The following is a 25505-nucleotide window of genomic DNA, read 5'->3' on the forward strand; positions in this document are numbered from 1 at the left end:
ATTTATGCTATAATGTGCACTTGAATATTTTAATTATTCCTTTTAAATGGAGGTAAAATACATGACATTCAAAGAATATATGACTAAGCCAAAAATTATATCTCTTATAATGATTTTTTGCTTAGTTATTTTTTGTTTTATTGTCGCTAGAATTGGGCTGCGACGAATTATAGAACCTGAGACTCCGCTTTCTTCAATCAATATAGAGGCAATGTTCTATGTAGAAATGCCAGATAATGGCCAAATTGTCTGCATCGGTGATGGTTTAATAAATTCCTCAGATGAAAAGTCAGGAGAAATGGCCGTTGAACGTTCCGTAGTAACCGCACCTGATAATAGTGCTTTCGTAGGAAACAGCTATCATGTAGTTTGGAATAACATTAGGCATGGTGAAAACGGCATTGAAGTATATGGTAAGGCGGAAAGCGGTCCTAAACCTGAAAGAAAAGTTACAGCTTCCGTACGTGATTTCGGCGCTGTAGGTGATGGCATCACAGATGATACAGATGCTATTCAGCAAGCTATATATAGCTGTCCCAATGGAGAATTATATTTTCCTACAGGTACTTACGTTATATCCAATGTAATTCGTATACCATCAAATATACATATAGCAGGTGATTCTTCAAACTCCATTATTATTGCAAAAGAAGGTACTAAAAGAGGCGCCACTATGCTCAAGATATATAATGCATCAAATGTTAAATTGGAAAACATTTGTATCAGCGGCAACTCCTCTGTTAATTATGAAAATATGGATACCATAGGCGGTATTCATCTACTAGATCTCTCGACTAGCAACAATATTACAATTAGTAATTGCTATTTTATTGATAATATTTATGCCGCTATAAGAGATGTTAATACAAACAATGTTATTGTAGAAAACTGTAGTTTTTTAAATGTAGATTGTGGATTTATTACTTTAGGTAAATATAATACTCATGATATTATAGTACGAAATTGTGTATTCGATGGACATCGTGCTTCCGAGCCAGTATCACTATTCGCTGATGGGTCACATGATAACGTACTTATCGAGAACAACCACATGTCAAACAAGACTTCGGGATGCGGTGTCTTGGTCGCTGGACTACAACCTAACCATAATATTAGAATAATAAACAACGTTATCGATTCCTGTGCCACTGGTATAAAAGTGGTAAATTCTACAAATGTGCAGGTTCTAAATAATTCTATTTCTAATTTAACTAACGGTGCTGGAATTAGAATGTACGACTGTACCGATGCAGTTTTAGGTGACAACATTTGCTACAATATCCAACAAGATGGACTTGAAGTTAAAGATTGCACAAACCTTACTATAACTAATTTAACAACTACAAATTGTGGACAAGGAAATGACAATTTTGTCAATGTTAGATTCCGCGGTGAAAAAAATAGTAATGTTTCATTTTCTGATTCAAGTATCGAATACAATAATACTAATTCAAAGGTTGGACTAATCTTCTCATGTGAAACAGACATAGATATGAATAATATAGATTATGATAACGCATCTATTTGGCTAACAAAAAAAACTTCAAACATGTCTTTGAGTGCTCCATCTACAGTAAAAGTTAGAGATCAAGGGCAAGCAAATGAAATATTAAAATACTAATGAAGATCCCCCTCATGAAATATAACCATAAACGGTAAACCATAGGTACTGTCCTAAAATTATACCGTCCACTCAAGTGGCTCACTTTCAAATCAGCGTTAGTAGCTCAAAATGAAAATGTCACAAGAGGGTGCGGAAGTTACTTCACTGGTTTTCTACATTCACTTGGAAGTTCATCTGACCAAGGAAGTAGTTTATCCATAAAGCTTCTATCTGTGTCATCCAGATGCTATGGAATTACAGTAAGAAGATATTTGAAATACTCATAAGGTTTAAAGTTATTCGTCTTGGCAGTTTCGGCTATGCTTTAAGCAACGGCACTTGCTTTGGCACCAGAGATTGTATCAATCAAAACCCAGTTCTTTCTTTTATGTTCTATAGAACATAATCGAAAGAATTGGGAATTCATGAATACCATAAAAGGTGCTGAAGCCAGCGCACTAGTATATTCAGTCGTAGAAACAGCCAGGGCTAATAGTTTAAATGTGTATTATTACGTTGAACATCTCCTTACAGAACTACCTAAACTCCGTGATGAAAAAGGAAATATAGATATGGCAGGTATGAATCAATTATTACCTTGGTCTGAAACTTTACCAGAAAAATGCCGTAAACCACGCCGCAAATAAAACTGCGGCGTTTATTTTTGGGATGGCGGATTATTTGACGCTTACGGAAAAGTTGCCTGTGCACGTTGTACAACCGTATTTTTCTACAAAATTGGTATAACTGAAAGGATACTAACATTAAAGCAATTACCTCTAGGCAAGAAAAAACAATGTACATCTAGTAGCAAAACCTCAAAGCCCTTATAGTCGGTTTGTACATGGAATGAATATAATATCACAAATGTTCTGAATTTCTTGGGGTATTCAAGTAAAAGTCAGGAACCCACATGGATAATGGCAGTCTTTCCTGGGAACTCCACCTAAAATAATCATATACAATGTGTTTTTATCCTTTTGTAACCACATGCAAGTAGTACAGAAATAATCAACTCCAATACTATTACTATATATTTAATTACGAATCCTAATTGCAATCCAGAACAAGAAACAAACACATTAGTCCAGCTGGTCACAACATAATGAATTAAAAAAATATACGGTGATATATCTCCCAAAAAATACGTCATTTTATTGCAAAGTGATTTTGTAATAACTCCATTAGCTTTTGCAAATAAGACAACCCACACTGCTGCTATAACTATATATATAGTAGTCCTATTATGCGTTGACTCTATTAACACTCCTCCTCTAACATTTTTCCATCTATACGCTAAAATTGTTATAATCGTAGCAAAAATTTCTACTACAGACATTTTAAAAAAATTTAGGTCATGGTCAAAAACACCCTCTTTATACCACTTTCCTAAGCATATGCCCACAATGAAATCACCCATTCTAAAAACTGGGAAACAATACATAAACCAGATATATATTTTACTATCTTCTCCCAATATATAAACCCATGGAATGCATAATATTATTTCCAGCAGAAGTATAAAAAGACAGGTTATAAAAAGAAAACTGTTTTTTTTCTTGATAATTATATTTTTTATAACAGGAAACATGAAGTATAAAAATAAAGATACTGAAAGATACCATGAAACACCGTTTAAAGAAACGTTAATACTACTATAAGGCACCCATGTTTGTATCAATAAAATACTTAAGATTATTTTTCCAAAAATAACAAGTAATCCCTTTACAGTTAATCCATATTGTATTTTGAGTATAATCTCAAGCAAAACCGCAAAGCACATTGTTATTATATGCAGAGGATATAATTTAGAAATATGATTCCACGAAAATCTAATATTATCCTTCACAGTACTATTCATATAATCATTCCCATGTTTATAAAATGTCAAAAAACCTGATAAAACATAAAATATCGAAACGCCTAGAGTAGGCCACCTTATATCCGATCCGGCGTGACTAAGAAATATTCCCAGAAAAGCAAGTGCCCTCAATGCTTGAAACGAAACTATTCTATCTTGTACAGTTCTTTTTGTATCCATATTTCCTCCAAACGGTGTATTATCTATCGTCATTATATATATTCGTGAACTCACATTATGACATATAAGTCTCAGTATGATAAAAAATGATTATTTTATTAAATACATATCTTATATACAATTACCCAAACTGGCAAACAGTCATATATGTTGTATGCTGATAATAAAATTGATTCAATTGAATTACAGCTGAATCAAAACAGGTGTCAAAATAAACCTAATATTCTAACAATATTACTTTGAATAAATTTACATAAGAAGCCAAATCATCTTATCAAAAGCCCCCCCTCAAATGGGGGTTAATAGTCGTTTGCGAAACGCCAAAAGCCGCATAAATACGGCATTTTTTGTTAGCAAAAAAGAATAACTCCCCACTGATATGGTACAATAGAATTGACGAGAAACCACTGCACACACCAAGAAAGGAGTTATTCTGATATATATGATACCATATAAACAGCTTTCTTTGGCTGATATTTATTCAGATTGCCAAGATAAATTTGAAAATGACAAGCCTGCGTTTCTGTCTCTATTAGAAAACCATATCGACCTTGATGAAATTATTCCGATTTCTTTTAGAAATCATTTCTATGCATCAACGGGTAGATTCCGTAAATACCCTTTAAAAGCTCTTCTGTGGGCTCTTATCATTCAGCGCATCTTCTCGATACCAACTGACCAGCTTCTATTAACATTTCTCGCTTATTCAAAACCACTTCGTGAATTCTGTGGTTTCACAAAAGTTCCTGACGCATCCAAAATTACTCGCTTTAAACAAGATTTTTTAGAGGACTTACAGCTAGTCTTTGATAACCTTGTAGATGTAACTGAGCCAATCTGCCAAGCTATTGATGCCGCCAAAGCAGATATGACCATTTTTGATTCTTCTGGCATTGAAGCATTTGTTACTGAAAACAATCCAAAGTATGCAAACCAGATAATCAGGAAGCTTAAAGCATATGCCAAAGCCAAGGGCTTTTCCAAATCTTATGATCCTTATAAGGCAGCCTATAGCTCCATGCCTTCACATGCTTCTGCCAATCCAGAGATAAAGCAGTTATACATCAATGGCCATTTTTGTTATATCTTCAAGTTTGGTATTGTAACAAATGGTATTGGCATTATCCGCCACATATCCTTTTATAACAAGGAATTCCTGACATCACATCCAGATATAGTTGTCGAAAAGAAATCATCCTCTCCTGATGAAGATAAATGCGTTCATGATGCAAAACTGCTCATTCCTACGCTAAAGGATTTCTTTACCAAACACCCTTTAATAAATCCTAAAACATTTCTTGGAGATGCTGCATTTGACTCAGCACTTTTGTATCGTCAGCTACTTACCGGTGATACATTTGGTGATAATAGGCATTTCTCCAAAACTTATATACCGCTTAATTCCAGATCCGGCATCAAATATCCTGATTGCAAAGTTAACGCAGATGGCATTTCATGTTGACCTAACGATGACACACTCCACATGAAATACAAGAGCTCTTCAACAAGGCCAAACGGCATTGTCAGATATAAATTTGTATGCCCCAAAATCAATTATGTCTATGATAAAAGCACACGCAAATGTCATCGAGAATGCCAATGCACCAATCCCTGCACCGATTCTTCATGTGGACGAATGATACACATCTATCCCGAGAAGAATCTTCGTGCTTATCCAGGTGTCCTTCGCGGAACGGAAGAATGGGATAATACCTACAAGATCAGAACTATCGTAGAGCGAGATATCAACCACATAAAGGATAACCTTTGTTTAGCAGGACGCCGCACTCAAAATGAGAAAACTCTGTATGCTGACCTGATACTTGCAGGAATCACTCAGCTGATATCTGTCGTACTTGCCGATAAGATTCATCACCATGAATACATCAGAAGCCTCAAGCCTCTCATTGCATAGGACTTACCAACTTAATAAGACATCAGCCTTATTCAAGTGCGCCTAAAATAAGATTTATCAGCCCAGTTCACGTCTTTGCCCTCAAAAAAGCATTCCAGAATACTTTTGTTAATGTTACGCCTAAATTTCTAATGAGTTTCGCAATTACCTATGGTCTATATTCTGAATGCCTGTCAAAAAACATTAGCAAACTTTTTCCTTTGAGATAAGACATGAACTCCGATACTGCCGTTTTGGACGGTATTTCTACGTACATTTAAACATGATCCACACATACCTTGCCTTCTATAAGCTCAACCGATTTCATTTCGCATAACTTCTTTATTATTTCAACTATGTCATTCTTATTGCTTTCATACATTACTTTCCGCCGATATTATGGAATAAACACAATATGGTATGTTCAGTTCCACCTAGAATGTTGTATACTTTTATTGTCCATTGGTCAGCCCCTCCTTTGTTATTTGATTATGGTTGCGAACCCACATCATTCTAACATTGGATGTTTCTTTTTTATACTCTAGGTAACGCTATTGCTTCGCCGGTCCCCCATCTCAGATGGGGGGATTAATAGAACTTTTCATTTAAAGTCATCAGAAAAGCATGATTCATTGAGCTTTTGTGGTTCAGCCTGAGGCTGTAACTCCACCAGCTGAGACGCTCGGGTTTCTATGCAGTGTTCTAAGATTGCCCTCAACCAATAATAGTATTATGTTTTTAAGATGTTATGTTGTTCACTGTATTCTTTGACTTTTAGACCTCTATCAATTCAATCTTTAATAATTGCAACCTATTGTTGGGCTTTGATTTGTTTATTTGAAGTCTTGTATCCATTGTTCGTCCCCATTTGAAAATGTTGTAAAAAGTCCGGCCTGACTTTTCACAACTACTACCTCAATAAGGACGTAATTGATATAGATGCGATATTTTACCATTTACTTATATTTCCCACGCTAGCCCTTATTTATTGTCACCTATAATAGGGATGAAATAAATTATACAGCCCTAGCTCTTATGTTGACAATTTCTGATTGATACAAAGTTAGTTTATATTTCCCCATTATCTTATGTAACTTTTCACAATTAAGACACAAACGTGGCTGTTAAAAAAACGCCCCTAAATCGAGTAGGAGGGAGATTTGAATAATCCCCCGACCTCTCACACCACCGTGCGTACGGTTCCGTACACGGCGGTTCAATCAACTTAACAAGTAACACATCTTTCGGTGTAATAATCTAACATTGAGACTAATCCAAATGAGGTTAGTCTCTTTGTACTTATAGCCTTTTGTACCCATCCATTGTGAGCGAGCCTTGCGTATCTGTCTCCACAGTAGGCAATTTGATACGCTGCCCATCTTGGTACGTCTAGCTTCATCAAATTCTTAGCTCTATTCTGCGGAGTTTTCCAATGCTTCCAAATACACATACGAAGTCTGAATCTGATGCTTCCATCAAGTTCTTTACAAAGTGTTTTCATACTTCCTATTTTGAAGTAATTAATCCAACCTCTGATAAGTTGATTGAGTTTCTCTACTTTATAGCTGTTGCTGACGCCCCAACTACGGCAAGTGAGTTCTTTCATTCTCTTCTTAAACTTCGCTACTGATTTCGCATGTGGTTTCGCCTTATATTGATGCGCACTTGCGTCGTAGTAGAATCCGAATCCAAGATATTTTAATCCACTTGGTCTGTCTACTTTGCTCTTGGTCATGTTGACCTTGAGACCTAGTTTCTCCTCAATGAATCGAGAGATATTTCTCATGACTCTATTAGCAGACATTTCACTTCCGACCATGATGATACAATCATCTGCGTATCTTACAAAGTTAAGCCCTCGCTTTTCCATCTCTTTATCAAGTTCATTCAACATAATATTTGCCAATAATGGCGAGAGATTTCCTCCTTATGTAGAGTTTTGTGTTATGTAGAGTTAGTCCCTCGCGGCATAGAGTTCGTATGACTTGAGTCTCATATTACTCGGCATAATAAATGCGCGCGTTTTATTAATTCAATATCCCTATCCTTTTAGTATGCAGCAAATACTTTTTTATTATCAGACTTATAAATCCAGTATTTATCAGCTATTCTGTAATCACCAAGAGATGAAAGGAGGACCCGATATGACTCTGACAGTGATTACAGATGGATTGTTCTCGTTACTTGAGAAAAACAATTACAATCCGACAACCATTAAGTTTTATAAACGTGAATGGTCAAAAATCAGCCGTTTTATCCTCTCCGAGTACGGAGACGAAGAATTCGACATGGAACGCGGCATGGCTTATCTTGAAAAGACCTATAACCTTGTAACCAAATATAACGATGGCACGTTATCCCAGCAAAGAGTGCAACTCTTAAGAGTAGTCCATATGTTGGAGGATTATCGTCTCCACCAGGTTCTTACTCAGCGTTTCTATGCATCAAAGAATCCACTTAAGCTTAATGACTACTTTTCCGGAATTCATGATAGGTATGTTGAGTTTTTAAACTCTCCTGAGATCTCCCAAAGTACCCAGAAGCACTATAAGCGCATTTCATTAGTATTCATGGATTACCTTACTCAAAAAGGTGTGTCTGATATCAAAGATCTGGACATGGAATTATGCAACGGCTATATCAAAACTCTAGCTGGTTTCAGCTTCAAAACCATTGAGCAGGATATTTGCGGACTAAGGCATTTCCTTCGATTTCTCAATGAGTCAGGTATTTTAGAAAACAACTTTGCTGATAAGATTCACGTTCCGCTTGTATCAAAGACTTCTCACATTCCATCAGCATGGAAGCCTGAAGAATTAAAAAAGCTTTTGGCAGCTGTGGATCGTAATAGTCCTATCGGGAAACGGGACTATGCTATGATGGTTATTGCTTGTGTAATGGGTCTAAGAATCAGTGATATCAAGACATTGCGTTTTTCCAACTTTGACTGGAATAACAAAACACTGTCTATTGTGCAGCATAAAACAAAAAAGCCTCTAAAACTTCCTCTTCCCGATCAGGTAGGCTGGGCTGTTATTGATTACATCAAGAACGGGAGACCTGATTATAACGGTTCTGATTACGTGTTTCTGAAACATAGGCCTCCATTCAATTCGTTTTCTGACAGTGATCATTTACAGCAGCGTATCATATACCACATGCAGAAAGCTGGCATACGCAGGGACAAAAACAGGCACTCCGGGTTTCATTCTTTGAGACAATCCGCAGCATCAATGATGCTGGAAATGGAAACGCCTCTTCCTGTAATCACTACTGTATTAGGACATTCAGACATGGATATAACCGCTGTGTATTTAAAAAATGATATACAAAAGCTTGCTGAATGTGTCTTGCCTCCTGAGGATTTTGCCCATGAGTGAATATACCTTTAAAAGCGTGTTTGCTGATGATATACAGGAATTCATTTCATTAAAAAGAGCACTTGGGTTCAAATACGTTAGTGAGCAGGGGATGCTACAGCGTATAGATACATATTTTGCAGATAACAATGTAACTTTCCGAGAAATCACAAGGGAAATATCTGATGGGTGGTGTAGAAAACGAAGTCATGAGACATTAACAAATCAGTCCAACAGAATAAGTGTTATGCGCATTTTTGCAAGGTATCTGAATGATATTGGTGTGGCTGCTTATGTTCCATTATCAGGAACATCACGTAAAAAACATCATTACAATGCTCACATATATACAGACGATGAACTTAAGCGATTCTTTGCAGCTGTAGATGAAAGTAAGTCAGTGCCTTCTGAATGCCCGTACCGGGGCCAGGTCATGCCTGTATTCTTTAGGATACTTTATACGAGCGGAATGCGTGTATCTGAACTCAGACTGGCCAAGATAAGTGATATAAACCTCGATGATAAATATATCATTGTGAAAGGTGGCAAAAATCAGAAAGATCGGATAGTACCAATCCATCACTCTCTTGCAGAGAAATGTAGGGAACTGAAATGCAGTATTCACAAGTATTCTTCAGATGACGAGTACTTTTTTATGCAGTACCCCGGAAGACCCATGACCTTAGTATGCGTTTATAAAAACTTTCGTAGATATCTTAGCAAAGCAGGCATCCCACATACAGGACGAGGCCCTCGTATTCATGATTTTCGCCATACTTTTTGTGTTAATCTACTGCTTAAATGGAGCAAAGAAGGCAAGGATCTGATGGCATATCTTCCATATATGAGAACCATGCTTGGTCATGAGGGATTTGAGGAAACTGCATACTATCTCAAACTTACCGCAGACGCATATCCGTTTATTCGTGAAAGCCTACAACGCAGCTTTCCGTCTATTATTGAGGAGGTGACTTTTGATGACAGGGACTACTACTGATTTCTCAAAAGCAGTTACTTCCTTTTTGACTGACTATCTGCCTCTTCAGAGGGGATATTCAAAGAACACCATCCTAAGTTACAGGGATACGCTTAAGCTATTTGTACTATTCCTAACTGAGGATAAGGATATGAAGTTGTCAACGTTCACCATGGCAGATTTTTCACGTCCGCTTATTATTGAATTCCTCGAATGGTGTAGAAACCGAGGATGTTCAGTATCAACGACAAACCAGAGGTTGGCTGCGCTGAAGTCCTTTTCCTCCTTTGCGCAGATAGAGTGCATTGACTATATCGCAACGCTTCTGGATGTGCAGGCTGTGCGTTCCAAAAAAACAGAAGGCAGGGAAATATCCTTCCTGAGCGTGGAACAGATGTCAAAGCTGATCAATTATCCTGATGTCAATACGAGCAGTGGTCTTCGCCATAGGACAGTGCTTACCCTTCTTTATGATAGTGGCTGCCGAGTTCAGGAATTGTGTGACATAAAGCTCAGGGACATAAATACCGATATTAATCCAACACTGCGGCTTCATGGAAAAGGTGATAAATACCGAACAGTTGTCATCGATGATAAAACCACAAGGCTTGTAAAGGAATACATAATCCGCCTTAGGAAAGGTGCCATGCCAGATCATCCGCTTATAACCAATAGAATCGGAAAATCCATAAGCAGGGATGGCGTACAGTACATAATTGATAAATATGTTTCTAAAATCCATGGCGAAGACTGCTCATTTCCTGCGCATGTCCATTGCCATCAATTCCGCCACAGCAAGGCAATGCACATGCTCGCAGCTGATATAAACATTGTATATATCCGCGATTTTCTCGGACATGAAGATATTTCTACGACGATGATATACAGCAGAGCCGATAATCGCCTGAAAAATGAAGCTATAAATGCTTTGGCACCTAAAATAACCGATGACATTGACCTTCCCGACTGGAGGAAAGATCAGAATCTTTTAAGTTTCCTGAACTCTTTTTAGCAAAATGGTTATGCCGAGTAAACTATGTCTTGTTAATGTAAATGCCATATGTATGAAGTTTAACTCGGCATAACAACTAGCTCAACATAAGGCGGATTATGGAGATATCCGCATAACCCACCTTGTGGTGTACCCACAATAGAGTCCTCGTACTCATCATCGATCATGATTCCACTGACTAAATATTTTCTAATGATAGAAATAACATCTCCATCTTTTATGGTTCTACCTATGATAGTCATAAGTTTATCGTGATTAACTGTGTCAAAGAACTTCTCCAAGTCAATGTCTACAATCCAATCATTACCGTCATTCATCATGTCGAGCGCTGTTAGGATTGCTTGCTGTGCACATCTATTAGGTCTGAATCCATAACTGTGGTCATTAAATTGTTCCTCATAGATTGGTGTTAAAACCTGTGCTATGGCTTGTTGTATGAATCTGTCTGTTACTGTTGGTACTCCTAGGTTTCTGATGCCACCATCAGGCTTTGGTATCTCTACTCTTCGTACTGGCTGAGGTTTATACTTTCTTGTCCTCAACTGTTCCTTGATGATATCGCCGTTCTTTTCAAGGTGTTCTTTGAGTTCTGTGTACTTCATTCCGTCCACTCCCTCTGCACCTTTGTTTCGTACGACTTGCAGATATGCTCTATTGAGATTATCACTAGATAGTATCTGCTCCATTAGACTACTTGTGTCCATGCGTTCTTTCCTTTCCGTCTCGCTAGATTTGACCACCCTTCACCCGATTGGTTACGGCAGATGTTGTCATTTCTGCAACACGAGACCTACTCAAACTTATTGATTGTTCACCCCTTCGCTCAATTTCCATTACAGAAACTTCTTCACTACTATGGGTTCGGCTGACTTCTCACAGTTCGTTGTTACTAGGCTAATGAAACCTCTGTGAGACCTCCACGCTTAAGGTGCACGCTCTTTCTCTCCATATATCCGCCACATTTACTCTGCTACTACAAATGTGATAGTTATTAGACTTCGTTGTTCCTTGCCAACTTATCTCTCGTAGCCTAGCCTTATATGTGATTTCTGTCCGTCGGACCGGAGATTTGCTTACAGCTTCCTTCAGATTCCACCTCACAATGGACACCCTTGCTGTTCGGCTATACACTTCCCACTATCTGGGCATGTTCGGGACTTTCACCCGTTAGAGCGCGCCCATGGCGCGCAAACAAGGTAAGGAGTGAAATCTTCGGATTTCACTCCTTACCTTTTATTATTATAAAAAAATGAGCCAAAAACCTATAGCTGTGACCCAAATCCGGTATATAATATGCCTATATGGGCAAAAGAAAATCCCAAAGCAAAATAATCGAGGATTCAGGGGCTATCCGAGGATAGTCACTGAATCCTGTCCTTTTTAGGGGAACTTTTTTTCAGCCCCTTCGCTATTAGTGTATTTTTCTTGTTCTCCCAACCACCCACGGGAACCACCTATTGATACAATACGCCGGTATTATAAGAACAATAGATAAAAATATAGTAATTATAATTGCTAAAAGAGAGGAATATAGCACATTATTCAAACATGTTGAATAAAAGCCTGAAGCTTTTGTTCGCAAAACATATTCCACAACCGCATAAACTTTTCCATGGAAAGCAAAGAAAATAATAGTATTAGCTCCAACATATGCAATGTACCTAGATATTCTAAATCTTTTACTTATCATTATAATCATCAGAATACCTACCACACTCTCTATATACGAAAACATTATTGTAAACGCCTTATTCTTAATCTGAGCTGCTGGACCATATATTAAAATCATATATATTACGGCAATAACTATAAGCACACGCCAAGTATCAAACTTTTTCAGCGAACACTCATATTCACTTTTATAATAATATCCCAAAACCATCCAGAACATAGCAACAAAAATATACTCTAAATGCCAAGGCAATGTATAATTTCCCCAAGGCAATATATTCTTTGGCATTAATGCGCCATAGAGATTACTAATAACCGAAAGAAGCAGCGCTAATGCAATACCTTTTTCACTATTGTTAATTTTTATAACAAAATAAAATGGAATAAACGCTACATATAATGCCGGCACAAACCACATCACATCTCCTACCGATCTAATCTGTAATAAATTCCATAACATATCATGCAATAAATTATGATCACTTTTTAGTGTAATGATAGCCGACATACCAATTGTTACATTACTTAAAATTAACCATGGAACAAAAAGCCCTTTTGTCTTCTTAATAAAGAACTCTTTAAATGATGATGGTTGTTTATATACATAGCCCGCAAGGAAGAAAAACACCGTTAAAAAAAATGGTGAATAAAATGTCCTAAGTACTCTTGTTCCACTTTCCAAATGAGAAAGCATCACAAACATGATACATATGTATTTTCCAAAATCAACCCACTCTATTCTTTTACTCATATCAATAATTCCTTCCTAAACTTTTATAAAACACTCTTGAAAGCTCTTTAATATCCGATATTCAGTTCTTTTTCGATGTGCTTTTTTTCATCATTCCTCCCAAATCTTAAAGAATTTCAAAATACTAAAAACCATTTTGAAATAACGCATCTCTTGTGTGTTCCCCCCTTAACACTGACCTCTTTTTGTACTTTGTAACTTGAAATATTCAATATTCCAAACGATACAAAGGTGTAGCTATGATTCTTCCTACATTCATTATCAATACTGATTATGCAATCAAATATCTTGTTATTTCATCAATCTTTATTGTTATGAATCCTAAACCATAGCTATGCCTAGCTATGGCAAATGCTCTTTCAGCTTCAATTAGATCCGTGTTGTCAATGTATTCTTGTTTTTATCCACTTTAGAATACTTCTTAGGTCTACCAAGTACTAATCCTAAAAGGACATATACCAGGCTCCTTACAGTGATTACGATTATTACAGATTCCGTAGATTTGATTTGCCAGACCCCTGTCTTGGTAATACCACGTCCTAGATTCATAGTTTTCAAAAACCTGAATTAATTGTAAGTGGCAATCAATACCCATCAGTAATTACCCGATAAATAGATGTTTAATCTTTCTTTTTATTTTCTGAAAAGGATGACGACTTTTCTTAAGATCATCAGTAATCTTATTTCGTGTCATTGAAGATGCGTACATAAAACCATTTTTCTTATATTCATTGAGAAAAATGTCTCTGTAATAAGGCTTTTCAGAAGGTCCACGTAACTGCTCATTTGTCTTTACTATATCTATATATTTTTTAAGTGTGAAAAACAAATCATTCTTACACTTTTCAAAGAGTAAAACACCCTTTTCTGTGTTACAAATTACAACCGACATACCTTTGTCAGTTGGCTCAAATCTATCTTTCCCCCAATAATCTCCAATAGTAATATCTGATATTCTTTCAGCACACGCATAATCACATGAATAGCAGTTATCGCGATAGAAGACTTTTCTAGTATAGTTTGACATAAATAAATTATCTATAGCTTTATCCTCTACAACAGTATTGCCATTTGAAACAGCCTTAAATCTAAATTTATTATTATCTCTAAAAGATATTTCATCTATATGACCATACTTGGTATCTAGTTCTTCAATGTATTCACTATAATAAGCTGCTGGTGGCATACCATGACATATAATATCTGTAAGATATAGATTTTTCTGCATAACTTCTGGTACAAATTTCTTTATCCCTGCACACTGACATGATGTACCAATGAATATTACAGTTCTTCCTTGCCTAAGATCCTCTATAATTTCTTTGTATGTTCCGACCATATCACTATATGTGTATTTGGAACCTTGAAATTTCGCTATGTCTTCAATATTATCTGTTTTCTTGAAAGTAATTACATTCTTATCAGAATAAGTAGCACCATACGCAACTCCACCCTCTTCTATAATCTTTGAGTAAAGAGCATATGCTGCTCCTCCCGAAGCAGAAGCATTTCTTTTTTTTAAATCTTTTAAGCAAACAGCATATGATATAATCGGTTCCTTCTTTTCTACAGGATTTACAACTTGGCAAACATGACTACATCGTCCACAATTTATGCATAGCTTTTCGTCTATCACAACAGTTTCAGCACCATATTCATTTTTCACAAAGCTTATACATCCTTTAGGACAAGCATCTCTACATGCACCACAAGCTGTGCATTTTGAATTCTCACATATTTTCATTTCTTCTACCTCTTCTCTTAATTATTCTTTAGAAATCTGCTGAATTTTATAACAAAAAGAAGAAATATCAGCCATATCTGGATAATACTTCATTAATTCCTGCGGAGTATAATCCCACCACTTTGAATTTTCAATCTCTTGTATCTGTTCATCGGTAAAACGTTTTCTTATAAGTTTGGCTGGATTTCCGGCGACTATGGTATAAGGTTCAACATCATGAGTAACTACACTTCCCGCTCCAATTATTGCCCCATTACCAATCTTTGAACAAGATGATGTGATTATAACTCTAGAGCCAATCCAAACATCATTTCCTACTGTAAGCTTGTGTCGTTCTACATCCTTAACCTCAAAATGAGAAAATCTCTTATTAAAAAAAATGGCTGAAGTAGTAATGAAATCAATAGGATGATTCGCAGCCAAATAATGAACATCTGCTGCGACACTACAATACCTGCCAATTTCAGCTTGTCCTCCCAAATTAAATCTCTTCTCAAAACAGCTTCCATAGGTATACATCCCTACTGAAACTCTATAATTTTTTTCTGTGTACTCTCGTAATGTTCCTGAATAGAGTTGTCCACCTTCCTTTTGTATTTTTTTGTTTCTTAAATATCTAAATAAAGTATCAAATATTTTCATTGACTCAACCTCTTTTATTTTTTCCCTATAGCTTTAAAAGCCATCAGCTTAACCTCTTCAATGTATTTTGATTTCATAAAAATAATGAAAAATATAACGTTAAACAATACACAACAAATAACTATATCTACAATTAATTGAAATAGAGGTTTTCCTATACCAATAATACTACACAAAAAATAGCAAATTGCCGTAACAAAACAAGTTACGACCAAATAGATTAAATTATCTGTAATATATTTTCTGCAGGAACACTTAAACAATTCAGAGAATAACACTTTTGTCTCCCAAGGATAATATATAAAAACAAATATGATGATAGTTGATATAAGTGCACCTATCAATCCAATTTTTTGAACCAAAATTATATTGGTAACAACATTAATAACTGCGCCTATGTAAGGTTTCCAAAAATCTTGTTTCCACATACCTGCAGCATCTTTGAAATGTAATCCCATCGCACGAATCTGCCAAGTATAAAAATATATTACCATCCAAACAACAACTGTTAGGGACAACATACGTTTTTCGCCTACCCATACCTTCATAAATGGCTGATATAAACACATAAAACAGCAAGCGCAAAAACCAACTAACCAAGCTGATACAAAATTTAGCTTAAGAAACAGTTCGTAATTCTTTTCCTTACTTTCAGTTACAATACTATTACCTATACTAGGAACTACTGACGTATACACTACAGTGAAAATACTGATAACCGCAGACATTATGTAATAATAATTACTATAAATACCTAAAATTGAGAGACCTAAAAAAGCAGAAATCACTATACTATCAGCAGAATTAATAACAGTAGCACCTATTTTATGTCCCAAAACAGCACCTGTTCTTGAATACAAGTCTTTTCTCTCATCTTTAGACAACCTTCCATCTGGAATATAATTAGGACATATTTTTTTTGCTTCTATAGCGCAAATAATGTTATTAGCCATTGTATATATAGGAACAATAATGATATATGCATAATAGTTCTTTAATAAGACAAGCAAAACAATCTGTATAGTATATTCAATAATCGACAGAACCATCTCTACAGTACTAATTATGTCTCTTCTCTGATTTGCCATTAGCAATGAACTTTTATATGCAAATAAGAAATAACTAATTGCTGTATTGAATAGATAAATCCAAAATAATATATAGAGATTAACATCAGGAGGACAATCGCCTTTTACGAGCCTATCCAAAAAGAAACTCATTATAAAACCAGCGAAAAGCACCACACAGCCAACAATCCTATACACTACCTTAAATTCATTTAATAGCGAATTAACTTTAGAACTATTTTTTTCTGCGATGGGCTTATACATAGCATAAACAATAGCACTCCTAAATCCTAATTCAGAAAGATTAAGCACATGTAGTAACGATGTAAATAAACTACTAAGGCCTACATATTCATTGCCAAGTGTATATATTATTACAGTTCTTACAATAAAAGGAAAAATAATTGTTACTATCTTATTTAGTAAGCCAAAAAAAATATTTCTAGAAGCATTTTTCGAGCGTGACTGTGCCATAAGACTATCTTCCTCCCTTGCTGTATTTTTCATTAGCTTTAACCCATCTAACTACTTCATCCACAAACATGACTTTTTTCTCATCTAGCAGGTTCTTAGACTTCAAAATACAGTTTGTAAGTTCCTTATACTCAAAAATATATCTATCAATCATATCAACCAAATCATTCTCAGAGGTACTACATAAATCTAGAACATAAGGGTAATTTAGATTATTAAACAATCCTTTAAACTTTCTACTATACGCCAAAGGAATTGTTGCTACTCCAGCTGAGTATGAGGCAATAGTAGCATGCATTCTAGAACCAATAAACACATCTAGTCCAGAAATAAATGACTTAGCCTCTATTGGTGTTTTAAACTTAGGTGCACATTCAAGGCCATATTCTTCAGCTAATTTATAGCATACCGTATAATCATCCTCCACACTGTCAACACTATGAGAAATCACATGTCCTATCAAATATATTCGATTAACTGGATTAGATTTAAGTTCCTCTATAATCGTTCTAATCACACTCTCATAATTTACAGAAAGACCAAATTGATTATTCTGAGTATAACCACCATTCCACAGTAATCCTGAAACATTTATACCTATATTTTTAACTGTGTCGTTCATTTTCTGTTTATTATATGGCAAAAAGAAAGCCATATCTGATACGACAGTAATTGGATTAGTTATCCCCATATTTCTTAGTACATCTTTTGATATCTCATCACGAGACATAAGTAGGGAAGCATTCTTGCATGCTTTCTTAGCAATGAACCTAGTTCTGAATTGTTTATAAGGGCCATATGTCTGTGGTGCAAGTAACAATGGTATACCATTCTTCTCAATCAATAATTTGGCATAGGTATAATTGATAAATCGTCTCCAACCATAAATATCGGAAAAACTGTCTCCTTGAGTTGCATCTACAGCAACATCTGCCCAATTTCTAACAATATCTAGGAATTTTCGTCTATCATTTCTATCCTTATATACATTCTTTATTACTTCCCCTTTAACAAGATTCCTTGATATGTCCAGTTGATCACATAACAAATCTATTGATTGTTCATCGATTTTACTAGCAACTACTTTATAATTAAACACAATACCCAATTGTTCAGAAACCATTTGAAAAACACTTATTGCAGAATACGTCAATGCTATACAACCAAGATTTCCATTTGTCACAAGTAATCCACACAATAATACATTCATTGTTTTTTTCATAATCTATTTCTTCTCACTTCTTACAAATCTAATTATGATTAAGCAAATTTTTTATAAATCTAACAATAACTTAATCTTAAGCGTTAAATTATTCTTTATATAACTTTTTTTACTAATCTTACCATATCTATCTAAAACATCCCTATCTAAAATAGCATAGTCCTTATCATTAATTTGCGACAAATATCTATCTCTATTCTTTGAAACAGGCAAGTGGAATAACAGTTGCTTATTATGAAGGGCGATTTTTTCATATGATGACTCCTCAATAACTAGCTGATTTTTAATTTTATCTAACATAGCCCTTCCCTTGTCACTATTAACTATGACACATGACATACCCTGTTTCCTGATATCTTTATTACCATTCTCTTTTACAAAACTAGGATGTTCATATTCAGCGCCCCAATAATCGCCAAGAGTTATATCAGCTCCACGTGTTCTAGAAGCAAACGGACAACTGAAACAACTATCTCGCAAAATATCACCTTTTAAAAACATCATAAAATATGAAGATTTATAAAAAGGAATAATTTTATTTTTAACTAAGCCACATTTATCCTTAAAAAATATATTTATATTCTTGTCCCAACCTTTAGCCTTATCTCTAAACACAATATTAGTTATAGTTCCACCAATCGTGGAGTTTAACAATTCTTGATATTTATGAAAAATTTTATGTGATGGCACTCCGTGACATATTACTTCTGTTGTATATAAATTTGTATAATCCTTACCTAAATAATTTTTTAATCCATTAATCTGACAAGGAGTTCCTGAAAATAAAACATCTTTTCCTGATAAAAGTTTCTCTTTCACATCAGCATAGATACCTGCCGTATTACTTTGTATGTATTTAGAATTATATAGCTTTTCAACATTTTCTAAAGAATCCACACCAACATGTGAAACATAGAAAAATCCATTGCTATGTTTACTAATTTCAGCTCCATAAACAACTCCATCATTTTTTAAAAAAGCTTCACATAACAATGGAAACACTCCACCAGAAGATGATTTCTCGGATTTCGAACAATCCTTTGTAGCTGCAATATACGATTTCTTTTTATATTCATTCTTGACAGGATTTGCAAGTGGACAAATTCTTTTACATTTCCCACATTTTATACAAGCATCATGATTAATAGATGGATATTTGTACCCATATTCATCTTCAACCATATCTATAGCATGAACGGGACAACCATCATGACACGCAGCACATCCTGAACACTTACTTTTATCAGCATATACAGTATCAAACTCTGTATTCACCTCTGATTTTAATGTAACATTTACTTCCTCGTTGACTATAGGCAAATACTTACCAAGAAATTGTTTCGAGAATTCACGAAATTTTAATAAATTATCATCCACTATTGAATAATCTAATTTTTCGGAAAAATAAACACTTTCAGAATTGGCATCGACTATTCGATCACCCAAATTTAATTTATTTACTAAATCATAAATGCGAATATTCTGAGTGTCATTTTTTTTGTCATCAAATCGTTTAAACAATGAAAACTCTTTGTGGAAAATAACAGAGAAAATTGTAGCGTGATACGAATCTGTAAGAACATATTCAGAATTTTTGATAAGATTTACAAACTCTGCAGGACCTACGTTTTCTACCATCTCATACCCTAGCTTAATGCTATCAACTGATGTTGGTATTACTTTTACTGGAAGGCCTGTAGCCTTTCTAACCTCTTCAATACCTTTAGAATAAAAATCTCTATTTCCTAAAAAATAACAAACTATATACCTGTCTTCAGACTTTAATGCTTTTTCAGTTAAATCATCCCACAGCTTCTTGTCTACCAATAAGGTGGGATCTAGCACAGTTTCAACTGTTTTATCCGTAAGTGTATTCAACACTTTCGCAGTTTCTGCTTCACGTACAGAAATACCAGTGAAATCCGCCAACTTTTCTTTAAGAAAATCAATCTTAATTTTGTTAAGATTATGAACCGGAAGACTTGGAGCATAAGAAATTTTTATTTTTGAGTTTGGAATCCAATCCAAGTAATAGGCAGGATTAATGTGTTTATTCATGCTCCATACTTGATCACTTCCACATATATATACATCATATTCATTTGAAATACCCTTCAGTCCGTTAATTCCTGTAAAAGGCATTGAGAGATTAATGTTATAAGAAACAAATTCATCACAAACTAGTTGTGTCCTCCTCAGTATACCTTTCATTTTAGCATTCCTATGAATAGTACGATCAATTTTATTTGTAATTTTCTTATAATATAAACATTTTTTTGATGGATAAATATAATCATCCATAACAGGTTTATAATCCAATACAGTTACATCAAAACCTAATGCACTCAAATATCCCTGAAGCGCATAAGCTTGAAGAATTGAACCATAATTTGATGTTCCTGCGACCCAAGTTAAAATGGCTATTTTCATACATGCTCCTTATTTTTTTATTCTTTCTTTCGCATAAGAAAAAGTCAGAATAATATTATTAATTACTTTAAAAACTTTTAATATATATGCCTTTTTGCCGTAGTACTTTCGACATGTATATTCTCGTGATTTTAATGCCTGATTTGGAACATACAACTTGGATTTTAAAGAGGTTGCTTTTCCTTTTTTAGCATGATTATGATGAAAGAAATGCTCTAAATCAATCATTTCACGATAACCTGCTTGCCTAAGTTCTATCCCCAAAATATTCTCTTCGCCATACAAAAATGTACCTTCATCAAGATAATTAATCTTTAGCAATGCTTCTTTCTTTATAAGGAGCAAGCTTCCATGCACAATATCTACATATGCGCATTTTTCTGGTAGAACTACAAGTTTAGATTGACTTCTCTTACCATATTTTATATATCCACGTTTTATCATCTCTGGATATGTTGGTATATCCCAATATGAATGATAAATATCATAATTATCATGGGTCAAAAGTACTGGGCTTATTACTGCAACATCTTCAAACATTGAAGCTTTATCCATCAGTTTCTCAAAAATATCTTCTTCATCAACTAATGTATCTGGATTCATTATTCCAACGAACTCTATATCTGGCCATTTATGAATAGCATATCTAAATCCAAAGTTATTACCTGCAGCATATCCAGCATTATGAGTATTCACAATAACATCTACACTCTCTTCACCACCAAATTCAGCTTTTAGAATGTCATATGAATCATTAGTCGATGCATTATCCACAACAACGATATGTATTGTCTTTTGAGATATCAGTAGTTGCCTAACACACTTTATCGTATCATCATATTTATTAAAATTTAATACAACTATGGCCAGTCGTCTCTTATGCATAAATCTCTCCTATAAAACTATTCTCACCTTTGAATTTAGAATGTTTTTATGATATTCTTCCATCATTGCAAGCATAAGGGTCATAATTGAACCAAATGAAAACTTCCAATACCACCAAATAATATTTGTACATATTATTTGTAAAAATAATGTGAATAGTAAAAATCTAAAATCACCCTTTTTAGCCGCTTCATAGGAACATATGAACATTTTAATTGTTATCCAAATATACCATCCTAGTCCAATAAAGCCATAAATATACGCAAATGCATACATACCATTATCATTTAAATTTAATCTATCGTATAGACCAGCAGCACTCCAAGCATCAGGACAAGAATAATGAGGATAACCTCTTCCAACCAAAGGAGACTTACTTATTTCAACTTTATACAATTCCTTTCCTATCTCTCGTATTAAAGCTGACTTATCTGTAGATGAATCCATAACAGACGTTAATAAATATTGACCTAACTCAGACTGTAAGACAACAAGTATTAAACCAAGTATAATAAACATATAAAACACTTTTTTACCAATTTTATTCCTATAAAACATCGTTATAAAAATAGTTAAAGCACCATATGCAACCATTACTATTCTTGTTTGAAGCACGAAAATACAATGGTAATAAGCCATCACCAAACCTATGCCCCCTATAATTTTCTCCCTGTTGCTTGATGCAGAAAAATATAGTACCAACGAGCCCACAATTAATATTGTCGAAAAAGTGATATTATTAGTAATTCGAACACCGAATCTTGTTCTATATCTTAAGTCTAATATTTGTATTCCATACCTAGCTAAAAAATGCTGGACTATAATAACAATTGTAACAATAAATGATAATTTATATATACAATTCCAAAGATATTCAGCAGAAACTATTTTCTCAACAATAAGAGCTCTAAAGAGATAATAACTACATATCAACATTAAAAACTCTCGCTGTGCCCAAAATCCGTCCCATATACTCTGTCCAAATAAGACATGTGGAACAATAGCTGCAACTATTGCTATTGGAATAATACATAATACATTGATTGAGAAATAATAATTTTTTAAAATATTAATTCTGTAACGTAATATAACATATAGAAATACACATAAATATATATCTAAAACAAAATCCGTATACTCTATATGAAATAAACTTGAAAATCGACTTTCATTAACCAAAAAAATCATTCTATCAGGAATTAAAAATAACAATACAAATAAAATATTTGTTGTGTCAACTTTGATATATTTCAAAATATAACCTCACTTTTATATATACATCAGTTTAGAATATTCTTCTTTTAATCTAGTACAAGTATTTTTTATCGAGAAAATACTTGCAGTTTTCTTTGCATTAGCTGACATGTTTTCAACTTTTTCTTTATCGCTCAAAATGCCAAGTGTAAAAGATATAGCTTCAGCTAAAGCTTCGTCACTTATTTTGTTTGTCAAAAATCCATTTTCCCCATCTTTTAGAATTTCAGGTATTCCTCCAACTCTGTTTGCTATACAAGGAATACCAAATGACATTGCTTCAACTAACGATATACCAAATACCTCTTTCCATACTGATGGATAGACAAAAATACTAGTTTCTTTCAAAAATGGGATTACATCTGGATATCTTCCCTCAAACTTTATTATATCTCCAAGACCTAGATGATTTACTAGTTCTTCTAAGTTTTTTCTTTCTGGTCCATCGCCAACCAACGAAACAGAAATTGGAAACTTATCCTTAATAAGCCCTACAGCTCTAACCAAATAGTCAATTCCCTTTACATAATTTAATCTACCGATATAAGTAATTTTATATGGTTTATCTGTAGGAATAGAGTGCTCTTTACCACACTCTAATTTATCCATTGAAATACCATTATATACAACACATTTTCTTTTGTTTGATAGTCCAAATTCCTCTTCATAGGATTCTTTACCTGCATTTGATACAAAAATTATTAAATCCGAAGCATTTAAACTTACTCTAAACATAAAATGGGCAAAATAAAACTTCATCTTGCTCTTAGTGAAAAAATATTTACGATCGTAGCACGAATGTGCAACCGTAACTTTTTTCGTTTTTGTTCCTAAAGTGGCTAATAACCAATACAACTTAAGAAATGGATCACCATGGTGTACCGTTACAATATCATAGTTTTTCACAATCTTCCTAAGCTGTATTAGTCTCTTTATGTTTATTTTGCCTTTGATATTAGCTAGTGAATATGTCTTTAATCCTAGTTCACGCATTTGATCATGAATTGAGCCCTCTGAAAACAAAAAACAAAATCCGTTATCATACTCACTATTCAATCCTATATCTCTGCAAAGACTCTCTATTCCTCCTGCCTCACCGCTTGTAAGCAGATTTAAAACTTTCATATATACTCCTTAAGATAAGTATTATATAGATATTTTATATACATCATGTCCAGAATTTCTTTTATCTTCTGGCGGTAATGCCATATAGTTTTTGTAAAGTCGTTTCAAATTTTCTTCCCAATTACTAGGTGCATTTACAACTATGTCTTCAAAAGGTAACTCTATAAGATTATCGAAATCTGTCTTTTTAAAGTACAATCTGTCACTATCGTAATTACTCGAGAACATACTTGCCAGATATTCCCAATCATCATGATTTCTTATAACAAGCTTATTTTGTATATTAATAAGCGTCTGTTTTGGTAATACACCAACAACTGCGCTCACGAGATTTATTAGCTTCTTATTTCCTTTTCTTTCCATATGACATTCTTCTTTACTCCAAACAGCAAATGTAAGGAGCCTAGCTATCATTCTTCGAAGCTTTGTGCTTTTTAACCCAGGCTCACGAATACTATCAAATGGGAAAATGTCTATAAATAATCCATTTTTCGCTTTACAGTTTTTTCTATATTCTTCAACAAATACTGTGCCTTCTTTTACAAGCTTAGCATAAGGCATATAATAATGAGAATCTGTAGAATAATCTTGGATAAAACATCCTTCTATAGGTTCTTCCTGTAAAAATTTTATTAATTTCTCATAATCTTCCCTTAGGAGACCAACATCAATATCATCATCCCAGGGAATAAATCCTTTATGTCGTATAGTACCAAGTAAAGTGCCACATATAACTGTGTATCTAATACCATGCGAATTACAGTATTCATGAAAAGAGCGTAACATTTCCAATTGTATACTATGAATTTTATCCAATTTATTCTGTTCCATAATTTTTACGATATCCTCATTTGATTAACTATATCTGATTATTATTTCTCATTTTCCTTATCACGAATTGAATGAAGCACCTCTGTAAGAAGGGTTGAAGAAGTCCCATCAGTATGTGGCAAAAAGACTAATTCAACACCTGTCCCATCAAACTCCTCAATGTATTTGTTGTACATTGGGCTATTCTTCCAATCATCTCCATGAAAAAGTGCATTGTATTTTAATTTTTCCCAAGCAGCATATTTATCCATACTTGTCTGTGGAACAACTTCATCTACATACTTGATTGCCTCGACAATCTTTACTCTCTCTTCAAAAGGAATGATAGGCTTTTTGTTTTTATATTCCTGAACTAACTCATCTGTACTCACACCTACAATAAGATAATTGCACTGAGCTTTAGCATTCTTTAACACATTTAAATGGCCAATATGAAATAGGTCAAAAACACCTGTGGTATATCCAATCCTAAATTTCTTGTCACTCATTTATTATTCTCCTTCTATATCTACATAACAATTCAT

At 34.4% G+C, this 25505-nt stretch carries 16 protein-coding genes and 6 pseudogenes; 6 read left to right on the forward strand and 16 right to left on the reverse strand.

Annotated elements, in window-relative coordinates; genetic code table 11:
* Positions 1-211: 211 nt before the first annotated feature.
* Positions 212-1621 carry a glycosyl hydrolase family 28-related protein gene (locus tag BLV53_RS03110; RefSeq protein ID WP_170830736.1) on the forward strand — a complete coding sequence of 470 codons (1410 nt, stop codon included), beginning with the start codon at positions 212-214 and terminating at the stop codon, positions 1619-1621.
* Between the two features lie 139 nt (positions 1622-1760).
* On the opposite strand, the pseudogene BLV53_RS17695 reads toward BLV53_RS03110, so the two are convergent.
* Positions 1761-1988, reverse strand: a pseudogene (locus BLV53_RS17695) (transposase domain-containing protein); the annotation flags it as partial.
* Between the two features lie 22 nt (positions 1989-2010).
* Between BLV53_RS17695 and BLV53_RS03120 the strand changes: the two are divergent.
* Positions 2011-2250 (forward strand): annotated as a pseudogene (locus BLV53_RS03120) (transposase domain-containing protein); the annotation flags it as partial.
* A 308-nt stretch (positions 2251-2558) separates the two neighbouring features.
* On the opposite strand, the gene BLV53_RS03125 reads toward BLV53_RS03120, so the two are convergent.
* The gene (locus BLV53_RS03125) at positions 2559-3644 is read right to left on the reverse strand and encodes an acyltransferase family protein (RefSeq protein ID WP_170830737.1); all 1086 of its coding nucleotides are present in this window, start codon (positions 3642-3644) and stop codon (positions 2559-2561) included.
* 442 nt (positions 3645-4086) lie between these two features.
* Here BLV53_RS03125 and BLV53_RS03130 point away from each other — a divergent pair.
* Positions 4087-5559, forward strand: a pseudogene (locus BLV53_RS03130) (transposase).
* 256 nt (positions 5560-5815) lie between these two features.
* On the opposite strand, the pseudogene BLV53_RS17795 reads toward BLV53_RS03130, so the two are convergent.
* Both BLV53_RS17795 and BLV53_RS03135 read right to left on the reverse strand, forming a co-directional pair.
* Positions 5816-5923, reverse strand: a pseudogene (locus BLV53_RS17795) (IS200/IS605 family transposase); the annotation flags it as partial.
* 840 nt (positions 5924-6763) lie between these two features.
* Positions 6764-7465: pseudogene (locus tag BLV53_RS03135) on the reverse strand (group II intron maturase-specific domain-containing protein); the annotation flags it as partial.
* Between the two features lie 217 nt (positions 7466-7682).
* Here BLV53_RS03135 and BLV53_RS03140 point away from each other — a divergent pair.
* Genes BLV53_RS03140 through BLV53_RS03150 form a run of 3 tightly spaced genes read left to right on the forward strand, consistent with a single transcriptional unit; the run spans position 7683 to position 10885 of the window.
* A complete protein-coding gene (locus BLV53_RS03140; RefSeq protein WP_090296956.1) occupies positions 7683-8918 on the forward strand; it encodes a site-specific integrase in 1236 nt (411 codons plus the stop codon).
* Entirely contained in the window at positions 8911-9894 is a 984-nt protein-coding gene (locus BLV53_RS03145) for a tyrosine-type recombinase/integrase (protein ID WP_090296958.1), read from the forward strand. The genes BLV53_RS03140 and BLV53_RS03145 overlap by 8 nt, the downstream gene beginning before the upstream one ends.
* Complete coding sequence (locus tag BLV53_RS03150; RefSeq protein ID WP_090296961.1) at positions 9875-10885, forward strand: tyrosine-type recombinase/integrase; 1011 nt, start codon at positions 9875-9877, stop codon at positions 10883-10885. The genes BLV53_RS03145 and BLV53_RS03150 overlap by 20 nt, the downstream gene beginning before the upstream one ends.
* Before the next feature lie 116 nt (positions 10886-11001).
* On the opposite strand, the pseudogene BLV53_RS03155 reads toward BLV53_RS03150, so the two are convergent.
* From BLV53_RS03155 to BLV53_RS03210, 12 genes and pseudogenes are all read right to left on the reverse strand, one after another.
* A pseudogene (locus BLV53_RS03155) lies at positions 11002-11589 on the reverse strand (reverse transcriptase domain-containing protein); the annotation flags it as partial.
* A 707-nt stretch (positions 11590-12296) separates the two neighbouring features.
* Positions 12297-13307: an acyltransferase family protein gene (locus tag BLV53_RS03160; protein ID WP_090296968.1), complete on the reverse strand. Its 1011-nt coding sequence runs from the start codon at positions 13305-13307 to the stop codon at positions 12297-12299.
* Between the two features lie 601 nt (positions 13308-13908).
* A complete protein-coding gene (locus tag BLV53_RS03165; RefSeq protein WP_090296970.1) occupies positions 13909-15051 on the reverse strand; it encodes a Coenzyme F420 hydrogenase/dehydrogenase, beta subunit C-terminal domain in 1143 nt (380 codons plus the stop codon).
* A 21-nt stretch (positions 15052-15072) separates the two neighbouring features.
* Entirely contained in the window at positions 15073-15693 is a 621-nt protein-coding gene (locus BLV53_RS03170) for a CatB-related O-acetyltransferase (RefSeq protein ID WP_090296973.1), read from the reverse strand.
* Positions 15694-15707: 14 nt separating this feature from the next.
* Entirely contained in the window at positions 15708-17267 is a 1560-nt protein-coding gene (locus BLV53_RS03175; protein WP_090296976.1) for a lipopolysaccharide biosynthesis protein, read from the reverse strand.
* A complete protein-coding gene (locus BLV53_RS03180) occupies positions 17239-18456 on the reverse strand; it encodes a polysaccharide pyruvyl transferase family protein (protein WP_090296978.1) in 1218 nt (405 codons plus the stop codon). Before BLV53_RS03180 ends, BLV53_RS03175 begins: the two co-directional genes overlap by 29 nt.
* Positions 18457-18507: 51 nt before the next feature.
* The gene (locus BLV53_RS03185; protein WP_090296981.1) at positions 18508-20886 is read right to left on the reverse strand and encodes a polysaccharide pyruvyl transferase family protein; all 2379 of its coding nucleotides are present in this window, start codon (positions 20884-20886) and stop codon (positions 18508-18510) included.
* A 9-nt stretch (positions 20887-20895) separates the two neighbouring features.
* Positions 20896-21771, reverse strand: a complete 876-nt coding sequence (locus BLV53_RS03190; protein WP_090296984.1) for a glycosyltransferase family 2 protein — start codon at positions 21769-21771, stop codon at positions 20896-20898.
* A 9-nt stretch (positions 21772-21780) separates the two neighbouring features.
* A complete protein-coding gene (locus BLV53_RS03195; RefSeq protein ID WP_090296987.1) occupies positions 21781-23025 on the reverse strand; it encodes a hypothetical protein in 1245 nt (414 codons plus the stop codon).
* 15 nt (positions 23026-23040) lie between these two features.
* Complete coding sequence (locus tag BLV53_RS03200; protein WP_090296989.1) at positions 23041-24150, reverse strand: glycosyltransferase family 4 protein; 1110 nt, start codon at positions 24148-24150, stop codon at positions 23041-23043.
* 21 nt (positions 24151-24171) lie between these two features.
* On the reverse strand, positions 24172-24981 hold the full coding sequence (locus BLV53_RS03205) for a LicD family protein (RefSeq protein ID WP_090296992.1): 810 nt from the start codon (positions 24979-24981) through the stop codon (positions 24172-24174).
* A gap of 41 nt (positions 24982-25022) precedes the next feature.
* The gene (locus BLV53_RS03210; protein ID WP_090296995.1) at positions 25023-25469 is read right to left on the reverse strand and encodes an FAD synthase family protein; all 447 of its coding nucleotides are present in this window, start codon (positions 25467-25469) and stop codon (positions 25023-25025) included.
* Positions 25470-25505 lie beyond the last annotated feature (36 nt).

Origin of the sequence: Pseudobutyrivibrio sp. ACV-2, assembly GCF_900107545.1 — a bacterium.
Lineage (GTDB): Bacteria > Bacillota > Clostridia > Lachnospirales > Lachnospiraceae > Pseudobutyrivibrio.

Excerpts from the sequence above, each read along its gene's own strand:
- BLV53_RS03145 (WP_090296958.1), top strand. The coding sequence starts at position 8,911 with ATGAGTGAATATACCTTTAAAAGCGTGTTTGCTGATGATATACAGGAA.
- BLV53_RS03210 (WP_090296995.1), bottom strand. The coding sequence starts at position 25,469 with ATGAGTGACAAGAAATTTAGGATTGGATATACCACAGGTGTTTTTGAC.
- BLV53_RS03160 (WP_090296968.1), bottom strand. The coding sequence starts at position 13,307 with ATGAGTAAAAGAATAGAGTGGGTTGATTTTGGAAAATACATATGTATC.
- BLV53_RS03205 (WP_090296992.1), bottom strand. The coding sequence starts at position 24,981 with ATGGAACAGAATAAATTGGATAAAATTCATAGTATACAATTGGAAATG.
- BLV53_RS03165 (WP_090296970.1), bottom strand. The coding sequence starts at position 15,051 with ATGAAAATATGTGAGAATTCAAAATGCACAGCTTGTGGTGCATGTAGA.
- BLV53_RS03190 (WP_090296984.1), bottom strand. The coding sequence starts at position 21,771 with ATGCATAAGAGACGACTGGCCATAGTTGTATTAAATTTTAATAAATAT.
- BLV53_RS03175 (WP_090296976.1), bottom strand. The coding sequence starts at position 17,267 with ATGAAAAATACAGCAAGGGAGGAAGATAGTCTTATGGCACAGTCACGC.
- BLV53_RS03185 (WP_090296981.1), bottom strand. The coding sequence starts at position 20,886 with ATGAAAATAGCCATTTTAACTTGGGTCGCAGGAACATCAAATTATGGT.
- BLV53_RS03170 (WP_090296973.1), bottom strand. The coding sequence starts at position 15,693 with ATGAAAATATTTGATACTTTATTTAGATATTTAAGAAACAAAAAAATA.
- BLV53_RS03140 (WP_090296956.1), top strand. The coding sequence starts at position 7,683 with ATGACTCTGACAGTGATTACAGATGGATTGTTCTCGTTACTTGAGAAA.
- BLV53_RS03125 (WP_170830737.1), bottom strand. The coding sequence starts at position 3,644 with ATGGATACAAAAAGAACTGTACAAGATAGAATAGTTTCGTTTCAAGCA.
- BLV53_RS03200 (WP_090296989.1), bottom strand. The coding sequence starts at position 24,150 with ATGAAAGTTTTAAATCTGCTTACAAGCGGTGAGGCAGGAGGAATAGAG.
- BLV53_RS03180 (WP_090296978.1), bottom strand. The coding sequence starts at position 18,456 with ATGAAAAAAACAATGAATGTATTATTGTGTGGATTACTTGTGACAAAT.
- BLV53_RS03150 (WP_090296961.1), top strand. The coding sequence starts at position 9,875 with ATGACAGGGACTACTACTGATTTCTCAAAAGCAGTTACTTCCTTTTTG.
- BLV53_RS03110 (WP_170830736.1), top strand. The coding sequence starts at position 212 with ATGTTCTATGTAGAAATGCCAGATAATGGCCAAATTGTCTGCATCGGT.